Raw genomic sequence first — 13186 nt, forward strand, 5'->3', positions numbered from 1 at the left:
GGAAACTTGCGCTCCAGAGCGTGAAGAAATCATAAGGGCAGTTTTCTACCAGACAAAAAAGCGCCGGTTTCAACATGTTCGTGGCATGAAACTGAAACTGACTTTACTGATGCTGGGCATGGGTCTGCTGATGGCTGGCTGTGAAAAAGATGAAGTAAAAGCCGACCCCACACCTGAGGGATATGTATACTGGACAGATGACTTCGGCCATGTATTCCGGGTATCGGAAAATGGCGGACGAGTAGACACCCTACAGTCTGGGATAGTCGACCCTGAAGGAATTGCCATGGATGCTGCCAGCAAAAAGCTGCTGGTGATAGAGAACCGAAACGACAGCCTATTTACGCTTCAGAGAACACCTGGCAATCGGCGGACACTCCTGTTAGCTAAAAGCACAAATCCAGAAATTGGCGCCATTGGTGGGGGCATTGTCTGCAATGGCAAAGGCAACTTCTGGATGTTATCCAACAGCAGTTGGATAACAAAAGGCACAGTTGGTAGCACGATAGTGGATACCATGCATCACATAGGGCTGAATCATGCCGGCTATGCGTTGGCCATTAACAGAGATGGCACAACCCTCTATTGGGCGACCTCAGATGGGAAAATCTGGAAAGGAAATGCCGATGGTACCGGGACACCTACTGTTATATTTTCCGATGCCAGTCTGGGCGAAATTTCAGCCATTGCCCTGGATGAAAAGAGAAAGCGAATTTATTTTGCAAATAATGGTACCGGAGTGCATAGTATGAATATGGATGGCACAGGGATGAATCTCTTGTCTGGTGAATTGCCTGCCAAGCACCTGTACTCACTTTTCTTGGACTCTGACAAAGAACGCCTTTATCTTGGCAGTCATAGAAGTAACGTTGCCATTTACTATTTAAAACCAGCACAAGGAACCGTTATTGACAGTATTACTACTAATCGATACAATCAGGTTTACGGTATTACTGTGTACTGAGTAGTATACTAGTGATTGAGCACAACAGCCATCTGAAAAGGGTGGCTGTTGTGCTTTTCTGATGTCAACAAATCTTAAGGACGGATTCGTACCAGACGAAAGCGATGCGGTTTCAACATGTTCGTGGCATGAAACTGAAACTGACTTTACTGATGCTGGGCATGGGCCTGCTGATGGCTGGCTGTGAAAAAGATGAAGTAAAAGCCGACCCCACGCCTGAGGGCTACGTCTACTGGACGGATGATGGTGGCAGGGTTTTCCGCATTTCAGAAAATGGCGGCAAAGTAGATACGCTGCAGACAGGCATGCAAGATCCGGAGGGGATTGCCCTCGATGCACTTAGCAAAAAACTGTTAGTCATTGGCAATACACGGGACAGTCTATTTACACTGGAAAGAACACCAGGCCACCATCGCACATTTATAATGAGCAAGAGCACTACTCCTCAAATAGGCAGCATAGCGGGTGGAATTGCTACTAATGGTAAAGGTGATTACTGGTTTCTGTCTTTTACTGAGACACAAGGATGGATTACAAAAGGAACTGTTGGCTCTACTACGGTAGACACCATGTTTACCATGTCACCATCGCATCCAGGATATGCCCTGGCAATTAACAGCGCGGGCAATACACTATACTGGGCAACCCCCGATGGCAAAATCTGGAAAGGAAATGCGGATGGATCGGGCACACCCCTTATGATCTCTACCGACACGAATCTGGATGAGATTTCCGCAATCGCACTGGATGAAGAAAACAAGGTTATCTACTTTGCCAATGACGGTAGTGGACTCTACCAAATAAACATGGACGGGACGTCCATGCGTCAGATAACAAATGCTCTGCCAGCCAAATATCTGTACTCGCTTGCTTTCGACCCCGACAAAAAACGGCTCTATCTGGGTAATTATAAAAGCAGCGTGGCCATTTACTACTTGAAAATACGTGAGGGCTCGACAATAGACAGCATTACCTCCAACAATTACAATCAGGTTTACGGTATTACCATTTATTAAGGGCAATATATCGCATACAAAACAGCCGCCTCATAAGGGCGGCTGTTTTGTATGACAGCGCGCTGTATCTTTGCGTCGCCTCCCCGGCTTCGTACAGTGGAAACCTTAACTGCTGCCTCACCGGCCCTCCTCTTCCCGGCCATCAGTCTGATTCTGCTGGCCTACACCAACCGCTATCTGGCCATTGCGCAGCTCATGCGCCATCTGCTGAGCCAGTATCGAGAGCACCATCGGAAGTTTCTGATGGTGCAGATCCATAACCTGCACCGGCGCCTGCTCATCATCCGCAGCATGCAACTGTTAGGCATATTGAGCTTCCTGCTGGCGGTAGCCGCCATGCTGATGCTGTATCAGGACCTGCAATGGCTGGGTGGCGTCACGTTTTTCGTGAGCACGCTGCTGCTGCTGGTATCGCTGGGGCTGTCGCTCTACGAAACGCAGATCTCGATTGTGGCACTGAAAGCGCAGATGGACGAGATTCTGTCGGAAGACGACCCGTCCATCCATATATGAGAAGCCAGATTATTCCAGCCCCATCGTCTTGAGGTCGAGCCCGAGCGACGACAGCCGCACCCGGTAGATATTCTCGTGAATAGGTTTGCGGGGGCCTTCGGTAGGCCACAATACTTCGGAAAAATAAAGCCAGCCGCGACGTTCGTCTACCATTGGGCAGAAGAGGCTTCCGCCTGTGGGGGCTTCAATCTTCACCTGTTCTGGGACTGACCATTGGCCATTTCGGCGATAGGAAATAAACAGCCGAGAAGGAGTGACACGATCGGTGATATCGGCGCGCCAGAAGAGAAGGTAGCGGCCATTGCTGCCGATGTAGGGATTTCCCTCGAAATGTCTGGAATTGACAACCGAGCCAAGGTTTTCGGGTTCGGCAAAGCCATTGGCCGTTTTCCGGGCGAAGTAAAGGTCGCTCTGGCCGAAGCTGCCGGGGCGGCTGGACTGGAAGTAGAGGTTGCCTTGGGCGTCAATAGACGGATAAACTTCAGAGGAATCTGTATTGATGGGGCCTGGAACAGGCTGAGGGTTCACCCAAGTATTGGAGGCCGCATCCCAGGAAGCCGCCCATATATCCACCTGCCTGCGACCATCTGCGAGAAGACGGCGGCGGTTGAAGAGCAGCGTCCTGCCATCAGGGGAAACGGAGGGATCGATGTCGCCATCGAGGGTCCAAGGCAGGCGAGTCGGCGCTGCCCATTGCTTGCCGTCCCAATTGGCGGTCCAGAGTTCCAGCGTACTGCGCTGGTTGGCCGCTTTGACGAAGATAAGTTGACTGCCGTCGGGGGTAAGGGCATTGCCAAAGACGTCGTTGGTGGAAACGATGCCCTGGCCAACCATTTCTGGTCTCTGAGCGGAAATATTTAGCGCAGCTACTACAAATGTGAGTGTGAGAGTGAGGCTCCGAAACATGGAAAACAGAAGTGAGTGAGTGCCCAAAAGTGCAGGAGAAAGGCAGATACGCTTGTTAACAAGGGGTCAATTCACAAACTGTTGATAGGTGTTCGGCCATGTTATTTCTCGGTAAAGGCGGTGAGACATAGGGGTTAATCCGCAGGAACCCATTAACTTTGCGCCCTGATTTTCAACTGCTGGGCCTGAGCCCAATTCATTGACCATGACGCCCATCCGTAACATTGCGATCATCGCACACGTAGACCACGGCAAAACCACGCTGGTGGACAAGATGCTGCACGCCGGCAACCTGTTCCGCGACAACCAAAGCGTAGGCGAGCTGATCATGGACAGTGGCGACCTGGAACGCGAGCGCGGGATTACCATCACCGCCAAGAACGCCGCTATTCTGTACAAGGGCGTCAAAATCAACATTCTGGATACGCCCGGCCACGCCGACTTCGGTGGCGAGGTAGAGCGCGTACTCCGTATGGCCGACGGCGTGGTACTGCTGGTGGATGCCTTCGAAGGCCCCATGCCACAGACCCGCTTCGTGACACAGAAAGCCATTCAGCTGGGCCTGCGCCCGATTGTGCTGATCAACAAGGTAGACAAGCCAAACTGCCGCCCCGATGAAACGCTGGACAAGGTACTGGACCTGCTGATTGCACTGGATGCCAACGAAGAACAGCTGGACTTCCCGGTGGTCTACGGTTCGGGCAAGCACGGCTGGATGTCGGACGACTACAACAAGAAGACGGAAGACATCACCTATCTGCTGGACGTGATTCTGCAGCACGTGCCGGAGTCGCCCTACGTGGACGGTGGCGTGCAAATGCAGGTGGCCTCGCTGGACTACTCGACCTACGTTGGCCGCATCGCTATCGGTCGGGTATATCGTGGCACCATCAAGGAAAACATGCCCGTTACGCTGATGAAGCGCGACGGCGTAACTGAAAAGCACCGCATCAAGGAGATTTACCTCTTTGACGGCATGGGCAAATACAAGGCAACCGAAGCCCGTGCCGGCGACATCTGCGCCGTAGTAGGCATTGACAGCTTTGAGATTGGCGACACCATTGCCGACGCCGAGAACCCCGAGGCTCTGCCCGCCATTTCGGTGGACGAGCCGACGATCTCGATGATGTTCACCATCAACAACTCGCCTTTCTTCGGTAAGGAAGGTAAGTATGTGACTTCGCGCCACCTGCGCGATCGTCTGTTCAAGGAGACGGAAAAGAACCTGGCCCTGCGCGTTCACGAAACCGACAGCGCCGACAGCTTTCTGGTATATGGCCGTGGCGTACTGCATATCGCCGTACTGATTGAGACCATGCGCCGCGAAGGCTACGAGTTTGCCGTAGGCCAGCCGCAGGTACTGTATAAAGAGATTGACGGGGTACTGTGCGAGCCGATTGAACACCTGGTGGTAGACGTGCCGGAAGAATCGGCAGGTTCGGTCATCCAGATGGTGTCAATCCGCAAAGGCGAACTGACGGTGATGGAGCCCAAGGGCGACCTTCAGCACCTGGAGTTCTTCGTGCCCTCGCGTGGCCTGATTGGTCTGCGTTCGGATGTACTGACCGCTACCAGCGGCGAGGCCATCATGGCTCACCGCTTCCACGAATACCAGCCGAAGAAAGGCGATATCCCCGGCCGTACACACGGTGTGCTCATCTCTAAGGGCACAGGCCCCTCAAGCGCCTACGCCATGTGGCAGTTGTCGGAGCGTGCCGAGTTCTTCATCGAAGCTGGCCCGGATGTATACGCTGGCCAGGTGATTGGCAAGACCAACCGCAGCGAGGACATGGTAGTAAACGTGCAGAAGACAAAGCAGCTGACGAACGTCCGCGCCTCGGGCTCTGACGAAGCCGTTACGCTGCCCCCGCCCATCCGCATGAGCCTGGAGCAGAATCTGGAATACATCGAGGGCGACGAGCTGGTAGAAGTAACACCGCTGTCGATCCGCCTGCGCAAGACGATTCTGGACGAGTCGGAGCGCAAGAAGTACAGCCGCAAGGGTTAATACTCTCTGCGTGTAGAAGAAGAAAGCGGCTCCCGGTGTGGAGCCGCTTCTGTTTTCAGCGGAGTTTGTCGATGCCCGGCACCAGTTTGCGGAGCTTGGCCTCGAAGTCGTCTGCGGGGAAATAGAGGTCCTGTTTGCCCTTTCGCTTGACCTGTAACAGCCCAGCCTCGGCCAGCGCCATGAGGTCAGTGCGGGCGGTTTGATAGACTACAGCCTGCATAGTGGCATACTCGCGGTAGCCGAGCCCGCCACGGTGCTTGTGGTCCAGGAGGTCGGCCAGGAGGGCCGTCTGGCGCAGGTTGAACTGCGTCTGGCGAATGAGCTGCCCATACTGCTCGCGCTCCTCGCGCTTGCGGTCGAGATAGGCCAGGAGCTCGCGGTAGGCCTGCTCTACAACATCGAGCTTGAAGAGACAGAAGTAAGTGAGGTCGTTCTGGTCAAATTCGGTATGAAGGTAGGCATCGCGGTACTGGCCCTTCTTGTTGAGAATGAGCCGGGAAATTGGCATGTACTCGATAAGCGGATAGCCATTGTGCAGCAGGCACCAATAGAACAGTGCCCGCGCCGTGCGGCCATTGCCATCCTGGAACGGGTGAATGTATCCAATGAAGAAATGGAGTACTGCAGCCCGCAGGAACGGGTGTAGAAAGCTTTCGGGGTTGTCGTAGCCTTCGTTGGCGAAAGCGATGAGCTGCTCCATCAGCTGTGGAAGCGCCTGAAAGTCTGGGGGCCGATGCACAACATCGCCTGTAACGGCATCCATTACGACGACCTCGTTTGAGGTGCGCAACCGTCCTGCCTGCACCGGCGGCAGGGTTTCGCGGGTAAGGATGCGGTGCAGCTCCATGATAGCCTTCAGCGTGAGTGGCTCATGACAGATGCTGACGATATAGTTCATCCCCAGATAGTTGTTCAGCACCATTCGTTCGCTCTCGTTTCGTGGCTTCCGGTTTGCCCGCAACAGTTCCTTGGCCTGCAGGCGGGTGGTAGTGGCACCTTCTATCTGGCTGGAGGCAATGGCCTCTTCCATAACGGCGTTGAGCTCCAGCTTGCGTGCATCGTGGTGCTGCCCCAGTGCATCAAGGCGGCCCAGGTTTCGGTCGAGCAAGTGAAGCCGCTGGGCCAGCTGTGGCAGACTGACCGATAGTCGAAAGTGCGTGGTATGGTTGCCTTCGTGCAGGGCATACTGCCACTGAGGCGACATCTCGCGCACCGCCTTCAGGCCCTGCCAGAGCTGTGCCGGCGTGAGCCCCCATTTCCGTGCATCGGCTTTGTACTTCTGCTTGAACTTGCTCCAGTATGGATAATCGTTGTTCAGAAAGGGGGCCGACTGCCGCAGTTCAGGCGTTTCCGACAGAATCTCCATACCCTGCTCCAGGCTGTAAAAAGGGGGGCGCTCGAAAGCCATCGTTATAAAATCTACTAATTGATATAAAATTAGTAGATAAGAACCGCGACTCCAAGGCCCTGCTTTATAAAAACTACTAATTGATATATAATTAGTAGTTTTGTGAGGCCTTAAAAGCCATTACAGGACGGTGGTGGCAAGAACCGATTGGAAGAAAAACTAAAACCTACTAATTCATATAAAATTAGTAGATACGCCAGACAAAAGAGGGAAGTGCCCAAAGCGTGGAAAAGGCGTTATCTTGTGGCTGAAACTCACACTAACTCTCCCGTTCATGCCCCCGATTTCGACAGAAGAGCTAGCCGCAGAAGCCATGGCACACTTCTTCCTGGGCCTGATGAAAGCAGACGGGGTGATTACAGCGGCAGAAGAAGAGAAGATGCTGTATCTGTCGCAGGAATACAAGGACGAGCTTCCTTGCAGTTTCACGCTGATTATCAGCCATCTGGAAGAGCTGCGCCGCGATGCCTCACTGCAAGACTGGCACCCCGACCAGCACATGGGGGAAGGCCTGCATCTGTTCGACCGTTTTCTGCAACGGGTACGTGTACGCCGCAGTCAGGTAACAAGCCTGATGGAGATGCTGGAAACCGTAATGGAAGAAGACGGCATTGATGCGTCAGAGAAGAAATATCTGGACGCAATGGACCGAGAGCTGACGAAACGATTTCTGGCGCTGATAGACTGATTTTCAGCACAAAGCGAAAAATCTCAGCGGCAGGCTTAAACCTGCGTGGCGGTGGGGCATCCTACTGGAAACAAACCAGAAGGAACCATGAAAACCTACCGAGCTCTCTTCGCCAGCCTTGCCCTGATACTGCTGGCCGCCGCTGCCCTCCCAGTTCAGGCACAACACTATGATCGCTATCCGGCAGGCCGTCGCGCACCGGTGGTAGTGGTGCACCATCCTCGCCCGGTCTACCATGGCCATCCCCGCCCGCATCGCAGGCCAGTAGTGGTAGTGGCGCCCCCCCGCCGCCATGTAGTGGTAGTGGCTCCGCCCCGCCGGGCAGTAGTAGTGGCTCCACGCCCTTACTGCGCCCCGCGCCGCTACGGCTACTACCGATAAGAAATGGATGTTAGGACGTGTGTGTGTGAACGCCCCGCCTGAGTGGGGCGTTTTTGTTTTACCCCGCGCGTAACTTAGCACCATGGCCACCGAAGCCCCGCTGATTCTATTGCTGGAAGACGAGACCGAAGCAGCCGAATTATTGGCTGAATACCTGCGACTGAATGGCTACCGGGTGACACATGCAGCCAATGGCCTACAGGCCGTGCAGCTGCTGCCACAGCTGGCAGGTCAGCTGGACCTGGCCATACTGGACATCATGGTGCCTGGGCTGGATGGCCGCCAAGTGCTGGGGCATATTCGCAGCAACCCTCATTCGGCAGACATCCCGGTGCTGTTCCTTACAGCGAAAGACCAGGAGCAGGACGAAATACAAGGACTCTCGGCAGGGGCCGACGACTACATAGCCAAGCCCGCGGGCCTGTCGCTGGTGCTGGCTCGGGTACGCAATCTGCTACGGCGCCGCACACCCCGCACCCCTGATGTGCTGACAGCCGGGAGTCTGCGGCTATATCCAGACAGCCACGAAGCCTGGGTCGGCGAACGACGCCTGGACCTCACGGCATCGGAATATCAACTGCTGCTGTGGCTGGCGCGACACCCAACACGCGTGTTCTCGCGAGCCGAACTGCTGGAAACCGCCCTACAGGACGACATCGGTGTACTGGAGCGAACTGTGGACGTGCATATCAAAAATCTGCGCCTGAAACTGGGCGAAGCGGCCGACCTCATCAGGACGGTGCGCGGCGTAGGGTATGGCCTTGACCCCAATCCGCAGTCATGAGTATCCGCGTACGCCTGAGCTGGACGTTCATCCTGCTGATTGTGGTGGGGGTGACGGCCATCAGCAGCTACAACATCCTCATCATCCGCAACTTTCTGATACGGGAAGGAAAGCGTGAAATGAAACGGGATGGGCAATTGCTGGCCCAGAGCTTTGTGGCACTGCCCAAGCTGGACAGCACTGCGATGCAGATGGAATTTCAGCGGCTGTACAGCGCCACGGAACGCTATCAGCTGGCGGTGCTGCGGAACGAAAAGCCTGTACTGGCAACCGACAACCAACCGCTGCCTGCCACCCTGCCCGACTCACTCCGCCGCCTGGCACCGTTTGACCCTGTGGAGATGGAGGCCAATGGATCGGTGTATGTGGCGCTGCAACTGCCCGCCAACGCCAACCACTTTGACACACTGGTAATACACCGGCCGGTGGAAGAGCTGTATGCCGTGATACGCACCATCCGGTGGATTATCTACTCGGGTATGTTTCTGAGTATTGCCATCGTAGTGGTAGTGAGCACCCAGGTGGCGCGGCGCCTGACCAAACCTATTATTGAACTTAGCACCACGGCCAAAGCCATTGCCGGCGGCGACCTGAAGCGGGAAATACACCTGAATCGGAAAGACGAGTTTGGCGAACTGGCGCAGAGCCTGAGCCAGATGGCGCGCACTCTACTGGCCGACAACGAGCGTCTGAGCCGGCTGAACGACGAACTGCGCCGGACCAACGACCGGCAGCGGCAGTTCTATGCAGACATTGCGCACGAGATACGCAACCCGCTGCACACCGTTCTGGCCAGTCTGGAGATGGTGCAGCTACCCGGTCTGGACGAAGAAAAGCGGGCGAGGCACCATGCCACGGCACAGGCCCAGCTTCAACGCATCAGCAGACTGTTCAACGACCTGATGACCCTGCAACGGGCCGATGCCGACCCGCTGTTTGTGCTGCGCAGGCTGGTAGACGCCAGGCAGGTGGCAGACCGTATAGTGCCCGTATATGCCGAGCTGGCGGCACGCAAAGGTCTGGTGCTGGAAGATACCGTAGCATCACACACCATTTTTGCCGACCCCCACAAACTGGAGCAGGTGCTGGACAACCTGCTGTCCAACGCGGTGAAGTACACCGAACGGGGGCGGATAACCCTGAAAGGATTTGCTGTAGAAGGGGGCTACCGGTTTGAAGTAGAAGACACCGGACTGGGCATTGCCGCAGACCACCTGCCCCGCATTACCGACCGCTTTTACCGGGCCGATACCGCCCGCGTGCGCGACCGCGATGGCATTGGAGGCACGGGGCTGGGGCTGGCCGTAGTAGACAGCATCCTGACGGCGCATGAGAGCCGGCTGGAAGTATGGAGCGAAGAAGGCACCGGCAGCGGCTTTGCCTTCACGCTGCCGGAGTCGAAGGTGGAGCAGAGTGAAGGGACTCAGTCGGCCTCTGGGAGCCGGTAAACAAGCACCGGGAGCCGGGCGCGTTCTACAACGTCTTCGGTTACTGAGCCGCCAAACAGCAGACTGAGGCCGGTACGACCATGCGTTGCCAGAACAATGAGGTCGGCCAGGTGGTCTTCGGCACAATGGACGATACCTTTGGCCAGTTCGTCGTCGTAGTAATTGATGCACTCGCCGAGGAGGGGCGAGAGTTCGGGGTCGGCGAGCATAACGGCCTCGCGGAACTCGCGTACGTCGGAGCGGAACTCGCGGGTAGTCTGGAAGCCGCGGCGGGTGCTTACGCGCGCCAAGGTGATGTCAGCGCCGAGACGACGGGCAATAGGAGCGAGGTCTACTACTACTGAAGCCGCTTCCTCGCCCAAATCGGTGGCGAAGAGGATGCGCTGGATACGCGGCACCTTGCCGGGGCTGACACAGAGGATGGGCACATTGACCTTGCGGATGATGCGCATGAGCTCGGTGCTTTCGAGAAAACGCTCGACGCCTGCACGGTGCTTGCTCAGTGCCAGCACGAGGTTAAAGCCTTCCTGGGCGGCGTAGATGGAGATCTGCTCGGCGAGGGAAGCACGAGTTTCGGGCAGGAGCCGCGTGGAACACTCCATCCCCTCAAGCAAGGGATGTGCAGCGCGATCGGCCATGGCGGCTTCGGCATTGTTCCGCAGGACGGAGACGGTGGCAGGGTCGAGCCCTGGCTCCATCGCCAGATTACCTGCGGCAAGACCCTCGGGCTGTACTACGTGGAGAAGCTGGACGGCAGTGGCGTCGGACTCGGAGAGAAAGAGGCGTGCGGCCCGGAAGAGCACTTCGTCGTGCTCGGAAAAATCGACGGGGATGAGGATGCGGAATGGCATGACTGATAACAGGTTATTGACCACCCTTGTATACGACACCGTCTTTCATGACGAAGGTGATACGACGCAGCACGGAGATATCGGCGAGGGGGTCGGAGGGGACGGCAACCAGATCGGCGAAGCGGCCAGGCTGCACTGTGCCCAGCAAGTCTTCTTTGCCCAGCAACTGAGCAGCATTGCGGGTGGCGCAGCGGATGGCATCAGCGGCAGGCATGCCTGCCTGCACCATGTAGATGAACTCCCAGGCATTTTCGCCGTGGCGAAACACCCCGGCATCTGTACCGAAAGCGATTTTCACCCCAGCTTTGTAGGCGCGGGCAAAGGACTCCATGCCACGGGGAGATATCTGGGCGATTTTGGCGGCGACGGCGGGATAGTAGTAGCCGGGAATGCGGGCGCTGTCGGCGGTGGAGCGGCCCGCGGTGAGGGTAGGTACCAGCCAGGTGCCATACTGCTTCATGAGGGCAATGGCTTCGTCGTCGAGCAGGGTGCCGTGTTCAATGCTGGCAACACCCGCCCGGATGGCGCGCTTCATGCCCTCGGCACCGTGGGCGTGAGCGGCTACACGCAGGCCGAAATCGCGGGCAGTGGCTACAATGACCTTGATTTCCTCTTCTGTAAACTGGGCGCCCGCCCCGTATTGGGTCTTGGAGAGAACGCCCGCTGTTGCGGTGATTTTGATTACGTCGGCGCCGCGTTTGATGGCAAGCAGGGCCGCCCGGCGGGCGGATTCCACGCCGTTGGTGACGCCTTCGGTTTCGGTAGGCACGTGGAGGATGTCTTCGCGGAAGGAGTTGGTGGGGTCGGCATGGCCACCGAGCACGGCCAGGCTTTTGCCTGCGACGAACATGCGAGGGCCGATGATATCACCGCGGTTGACAGCCTCGCGCAGGGAGAGGTCTACGCCCTCGCCAGCGCCAAGGTCGCGCACGGTGGTGAAGCCTGCCATTAGGGTAGTACGAAGGTATTTGAGCGACTTCAGGGCCTTGTCGGCGGGATAGTCGCGGAAGGCCGAGAGGTTCTCGCCGCGCTCGGTCTGGCTGGTGAGGTGGGTATGGCAGTCGATGAAGCCAGGCATGACCCAGCTGCCCTTTAGGTCAATGATGCGGTCGGACGGCTGGGCGGCAATGTAGCCACGCTCGATGGCGCTGAAACGGCCATTCTCGATGACGATGGTGACTTCGCGGCGAGGCGGGGCATCGGTACCATCAATGAGGGTGCCGGCATAGACAAGGGTACGCTGCGCCTGCGCGGAAAGCGCCAGCAGACAGCATGCCAGCAGGGCCAGCAGAGGGAAGCGGAAAGGATGGGGCATTCCTCAAGCTAGGAAGTGGCGGGCAGGGCTGCAAGTGCCGCTGTTACCACAGCTTCCAGTCGGCATGGCCGGACTCCCAGAGGGCTTCCAGCTCCTGACGGTCGCGGACGGTGTCCATGCATTTCCAGAAGCCGTTGTGCTTGTAGGCTGAGAGCTGACCTGCCTTGGCCAAAGCCTCGAGGGGGCGGCGCTCCCAGGGCTCGTCGTCGGCTTCGGTGGGGATGTAGTCGAAGATGGAGGGCTCCAGCACAAAGAAGCCGCCGTTGATCCAGGCACCGTCGTCGGCGGGCTTTTCACGGAAGGCGCTGATGCTGCCATTGGCCTGGACGTCCAGCACGCCGAATCGCGAGCCCGGCTGAATGGCCGTAAGGGTGGCAGCCTTGCCATGTGCCTTGTGATGGGCCAGCAGGGCCTTGAGGTCTACGTTGGCTACGCCATCGCCGTAGGTGAGGAAGAAGGGCTCGTTGCCGAGGTATTCGCGCACGCGCTTGAGGCGGCCAGCGGTCTGGGTTTCCAGGCCCGTATCGACGAGCGTTACCTTGAAGTTTTCGCTGCGGTTGCCGTGCACCTGCACCTGATTGGTGGCGAGGTCGACGGTGAGGTCGGCGGCGTGCAGGAAGTAGTTGATGAAGAACTCCTTGATCTGATAGCCTTTGTAGCCGAGGCAGACCACGAACTCGTTGAAGCCCTGTGCGGCGTAAATCTTCATGATATGCCAGAGAATAGGGTGCCCCCCAATCTCGATCATGGGCTTGGGGCGCAGGTGGCTTTCCTCGCTGATGCGGGTGCCTTTTCCTCCGGCGAACAGGACAACTTTCATGCGGGCGATTTTCCTGAAAAACAGCCCGAAACTACAGGAAAAAGGTGGAACGCGGTAGCGCGGCAGGCTGGGCTGCTAAATTGG

General features: G+C 56.9%; 13 protein-coding genes. 8 read left to right on the forward strand and 5 right to left on the reverse strand.

Annotation, left to right across the window (positions count from 1 at the left end; all coding sequences use genetic code 11):
• Positions 1–85 precede the first annotated feature (85 nt).
• From AC2D8O_RS00350 to AC2D8O_RS00360, 3 genes are all read left to right on the forward strand, one after another.
• Positions 86–964 carry an SMP-30/gluconolactonase/LRE family protein gene (locus AC2D8O_RS00350; protein WP_484676788.1) on the forward strand — a complete coding sequence of 293 codons (879 nt, stop codon included), beginning with the start codon at positions 86–88 and terminating at the stop codon, positions 962–964.
• A 128-nt stretch (positions 965–1092) separates the two neighbouring features.
• A complete protein-coding gene (locus AC2D8O_RS00355) occupies positions 1093–1980 on the forward strand; it encodes an SMP-30/gluconolactonase/LRE family protein (protein WP_484676789.1) in 888 nt (295 codons plus the stop codon).
• Between the two features lie 96 nt (positions 1981–2076).
• A complete protein-coding gene (locus AC2D8O_RS00360; RefSeq protein ID WP_484676790.1) occupies positions 2077–2493 on the forward strand; it encodes a DUF2721 domain-containing protein in 417 nt (138 codons plus the stop codon).
• A gap of 9 nt (positions 2494–2502) precedes the next feature.
• On the opposite strand, the gene AC2D8O_RS00365 is transcribed toward AC2D8O_RS00360, so the two are convergent.
• Positions 2503–3327: a TolB family protein gene (locus tag AC2D8O_RS00365; RefSeq protein ID WP_484676791.1), complete on the reverse strand. Its 825-nt coding sequence runs from the start codon at positions 3325–3327 to the stop codon at positions 2503–2505.
• A 277-nt stretch (positions 3328–3604) separates the two neighbouring features.
• Here AC2D8O_RS00365 and typA point away from each other — a divergent pair, with 277 nt between their 5' ends.
• On the forward strand, positions 3605–5407 hold the full coding sequence (typA, locus tag AC2D8O_RS00370; RefSeq protein WP_484676792.1) for a translational GTPase TypA: 1803 nt from the start codon (positions 3605–3607) through the stop codon (positions 5405–5407).
• 55 nt (positions 5408–5462) lie between these two features.
• Here typA and AC2D8O_RS00375 read toward each other — a convergent pair whose 3' ends face one another.
• Entirely contained in the window at positions 5463–6815 is a 1353-nt protein-coding gene (locus AC2D8O_RS00375; RefSeq protein ID WP_484676793.1) for a Fic family protein, read from the reverse strand.
• Positions 6816–7089: 274 nt separating this feature from the next.
• On the opposite strand from AC2D8O_RS00375, the gene AC2D8O_RS00380 reads away from it, so the two are divergent.
• The 4 genes from AC2D8O_RS00380 to AC2D8O_RS00395 all read left to right on the forward strand — a co-directional run bounded on the left by AC2D8O_RS00380 (position 7090) and on the right by AC2D8O_RS00395 (position 10116).
• Complete coding sequence (locus AC2D8O_RS00380) at positions 7090–7503, forward strand: hypothetical protein (RefSeq protein WP_484676794.1); 414 nt, start codon at positions 7090–7092, stop codon at positions 7501–7503.
• Between the two features lie 87 nt (positions 7504–7590).
• Positions 7591–7884, forward strand: coding sequence for a hypothetical protein (locus AC2D8O_RS00385; RefSeq protein WP_484676795.1), 294 nt, complete (start codon positions 7591–7593; stop codon positions 7882–7884).
• Positions 7885–7966: 82 nt separating this feature from the next.
• Positions 7967–8668, forward strand: coding sequence for a response regulator transcription factor (locus AC2D8O_RS00390; protein ID WP_484676796.1), 702 nt, complete (start codon positions 7967–7969; stop codon positions 8666–8668).
• A complete protein-coding gene (locus AC2D8O_RS00395) occupies positions 8665–10116 on the forward strand; it encodes a sensor histidine kinase (RefSeq protein WP_484676797.1) in 1452 nt (483 codons plus the stop codon). The genes AC2D8O_RS00390 and AC2D8O_RS00395 overlap by 4 nt, the downstream gene beginning before the upstream one ends.
• Here AC2D8O_RS00395 and AC2D8O_RS00400 read toward each other — a convergent pair.
• The 3 genes from AC2D8O_RS00400 to rfbF are packed head-to-tail and all read right to left on the reverse strand — an operon-like array spanning position 10092 to position 13102.
• Entirely contained in the window at positions 10092–10967 is an 876-nt protein-coding gene (locus AC2D8O_RS00400; RefSeq protein ID WP_484676798.1) for a universal stress protein, read from the reverse strand. The two genes, AC2D8O_RS00395 and AC2D8O_RS00400, sit on opposite strands and share 25 nt — an antisense overlap.
• 13 nt (positions 10968–10980) lie before the next feature.
• Positions 10981–12282: a metal-dependent hydrolase family protein gene (locus tag AC2D8O_RS00405; RefSeq protein ID WP_484676799.1), complete on the reverse strand. Its 1302-nt coding sequence runs from the start codon at positions 12280–12282 to the stop codon at positions 10981–10983.
• A gap of 43 nt (positions 12283–12325) precedes the next feature.
• Positions 12326–13102 carry a glucose-1-phosphate cytidylyltransferase gene (gene rfbF, locus AC2D8O_RS00410; protein WP_484676800.1) on the reverse strand — a complete coding sequence of 259 codons (777 nt, stop codon included), beginning with the start codon at positions 13100–13102 and terminating at the stop codon, positions 12326–12328.
• Between the last annotated feature and the right edge of the window lie 84 nt (positions 13103–13186).

It is taken from the genome of Pontibacter sp. T17 (assembly GCF_057219875.1).

Bases quoted from the DNA above. Each gene is read 5' to 3' on its own strand.
- AC2D8O_RS00400 (WP_484676798.1), bottom strand. From the start codon at position 10,967: ATGCCATTCCGCATCCTCATCCCCGTCGATTTTTCCGAGCACGACGAA.
- AC2D8O_RS00350 (WP_484676788.1), top strand. From the start codon at position 86: ATGAAACTGAAACTGACTTTACTGATGCTGGGCATGGGTCTGCTGATG.
- AC2D8O_RS00375 (WP_484676793.1), bottom strand. From the start codon at position 6,815: ATGGCTTTCGAGCGCCCCCCTTTTTACAGCCTGGAGCAGGGTATGGAG.
- AC2D8O_RS00405 (WP_484676799.1), bottom strand. From the start codon at position 12,282: ATGCCCCATCCTTTCCGCTTCCCTCTGCTGGCCCTGCTGGCATGCTGT.
- AC2D8O_RS00355 (WP_484676789.1), top strand. From the start codon at position 1,093: ATGAAACTGAAACTGACTTTACTGATGCTGGGCATGGGCCTGCTGATG.
- AC2D8O_RS00365 (WP_484676791.1), bottom strand. From the start codon at position 3,327: ATGGTTGGCCAGGGCATCGTTTCCACCAACGACGTCTTTGGCAATGCC.
- AC2D8O_RS00390 (WP_484676796.1), top strand. From the start codon at position 7,967: ATGGCCACCGAAGCCCCGCTGATTCTATTGCTGGAAGACGAGACCGAA.
- rfbF (WP_484676800.1), bottom strand. From the start codon at position 13,102: ATGAAAGTTGTCCTGTTCGCCGGAGGAAAAGGCACCCGCATCAGCGAG.
- AC2D8O_RS00395 (WP_484676797.1), top strand. From the start codon at position 8,665: ATGAGTATCCGCGTACGCCTGAGCTGGACGTTCATCCTGCTGATTGTG.
- typA (WP_484676792.1), top strand. From the start codon at position 3,605: ATGACGCCCATCCGTAACATTGCGATCATCGCACACGTAGACCACGGC.
- AC2D8O_RS00380 (WP_484676794.1), top strand. From the start codon at position 7,090: ATGCCCCCGATTTCGACAGAAGAGCTAGCCGCAGAAGCCATGGCACAC.
- AC2D8O_RS00385 (WP_484676795.1), top strand. From the start codon at position 7,591: ATGAAAACCTACCGAGCTCTCTTCGCCAGCCTTGCCCTGATACTGCTG.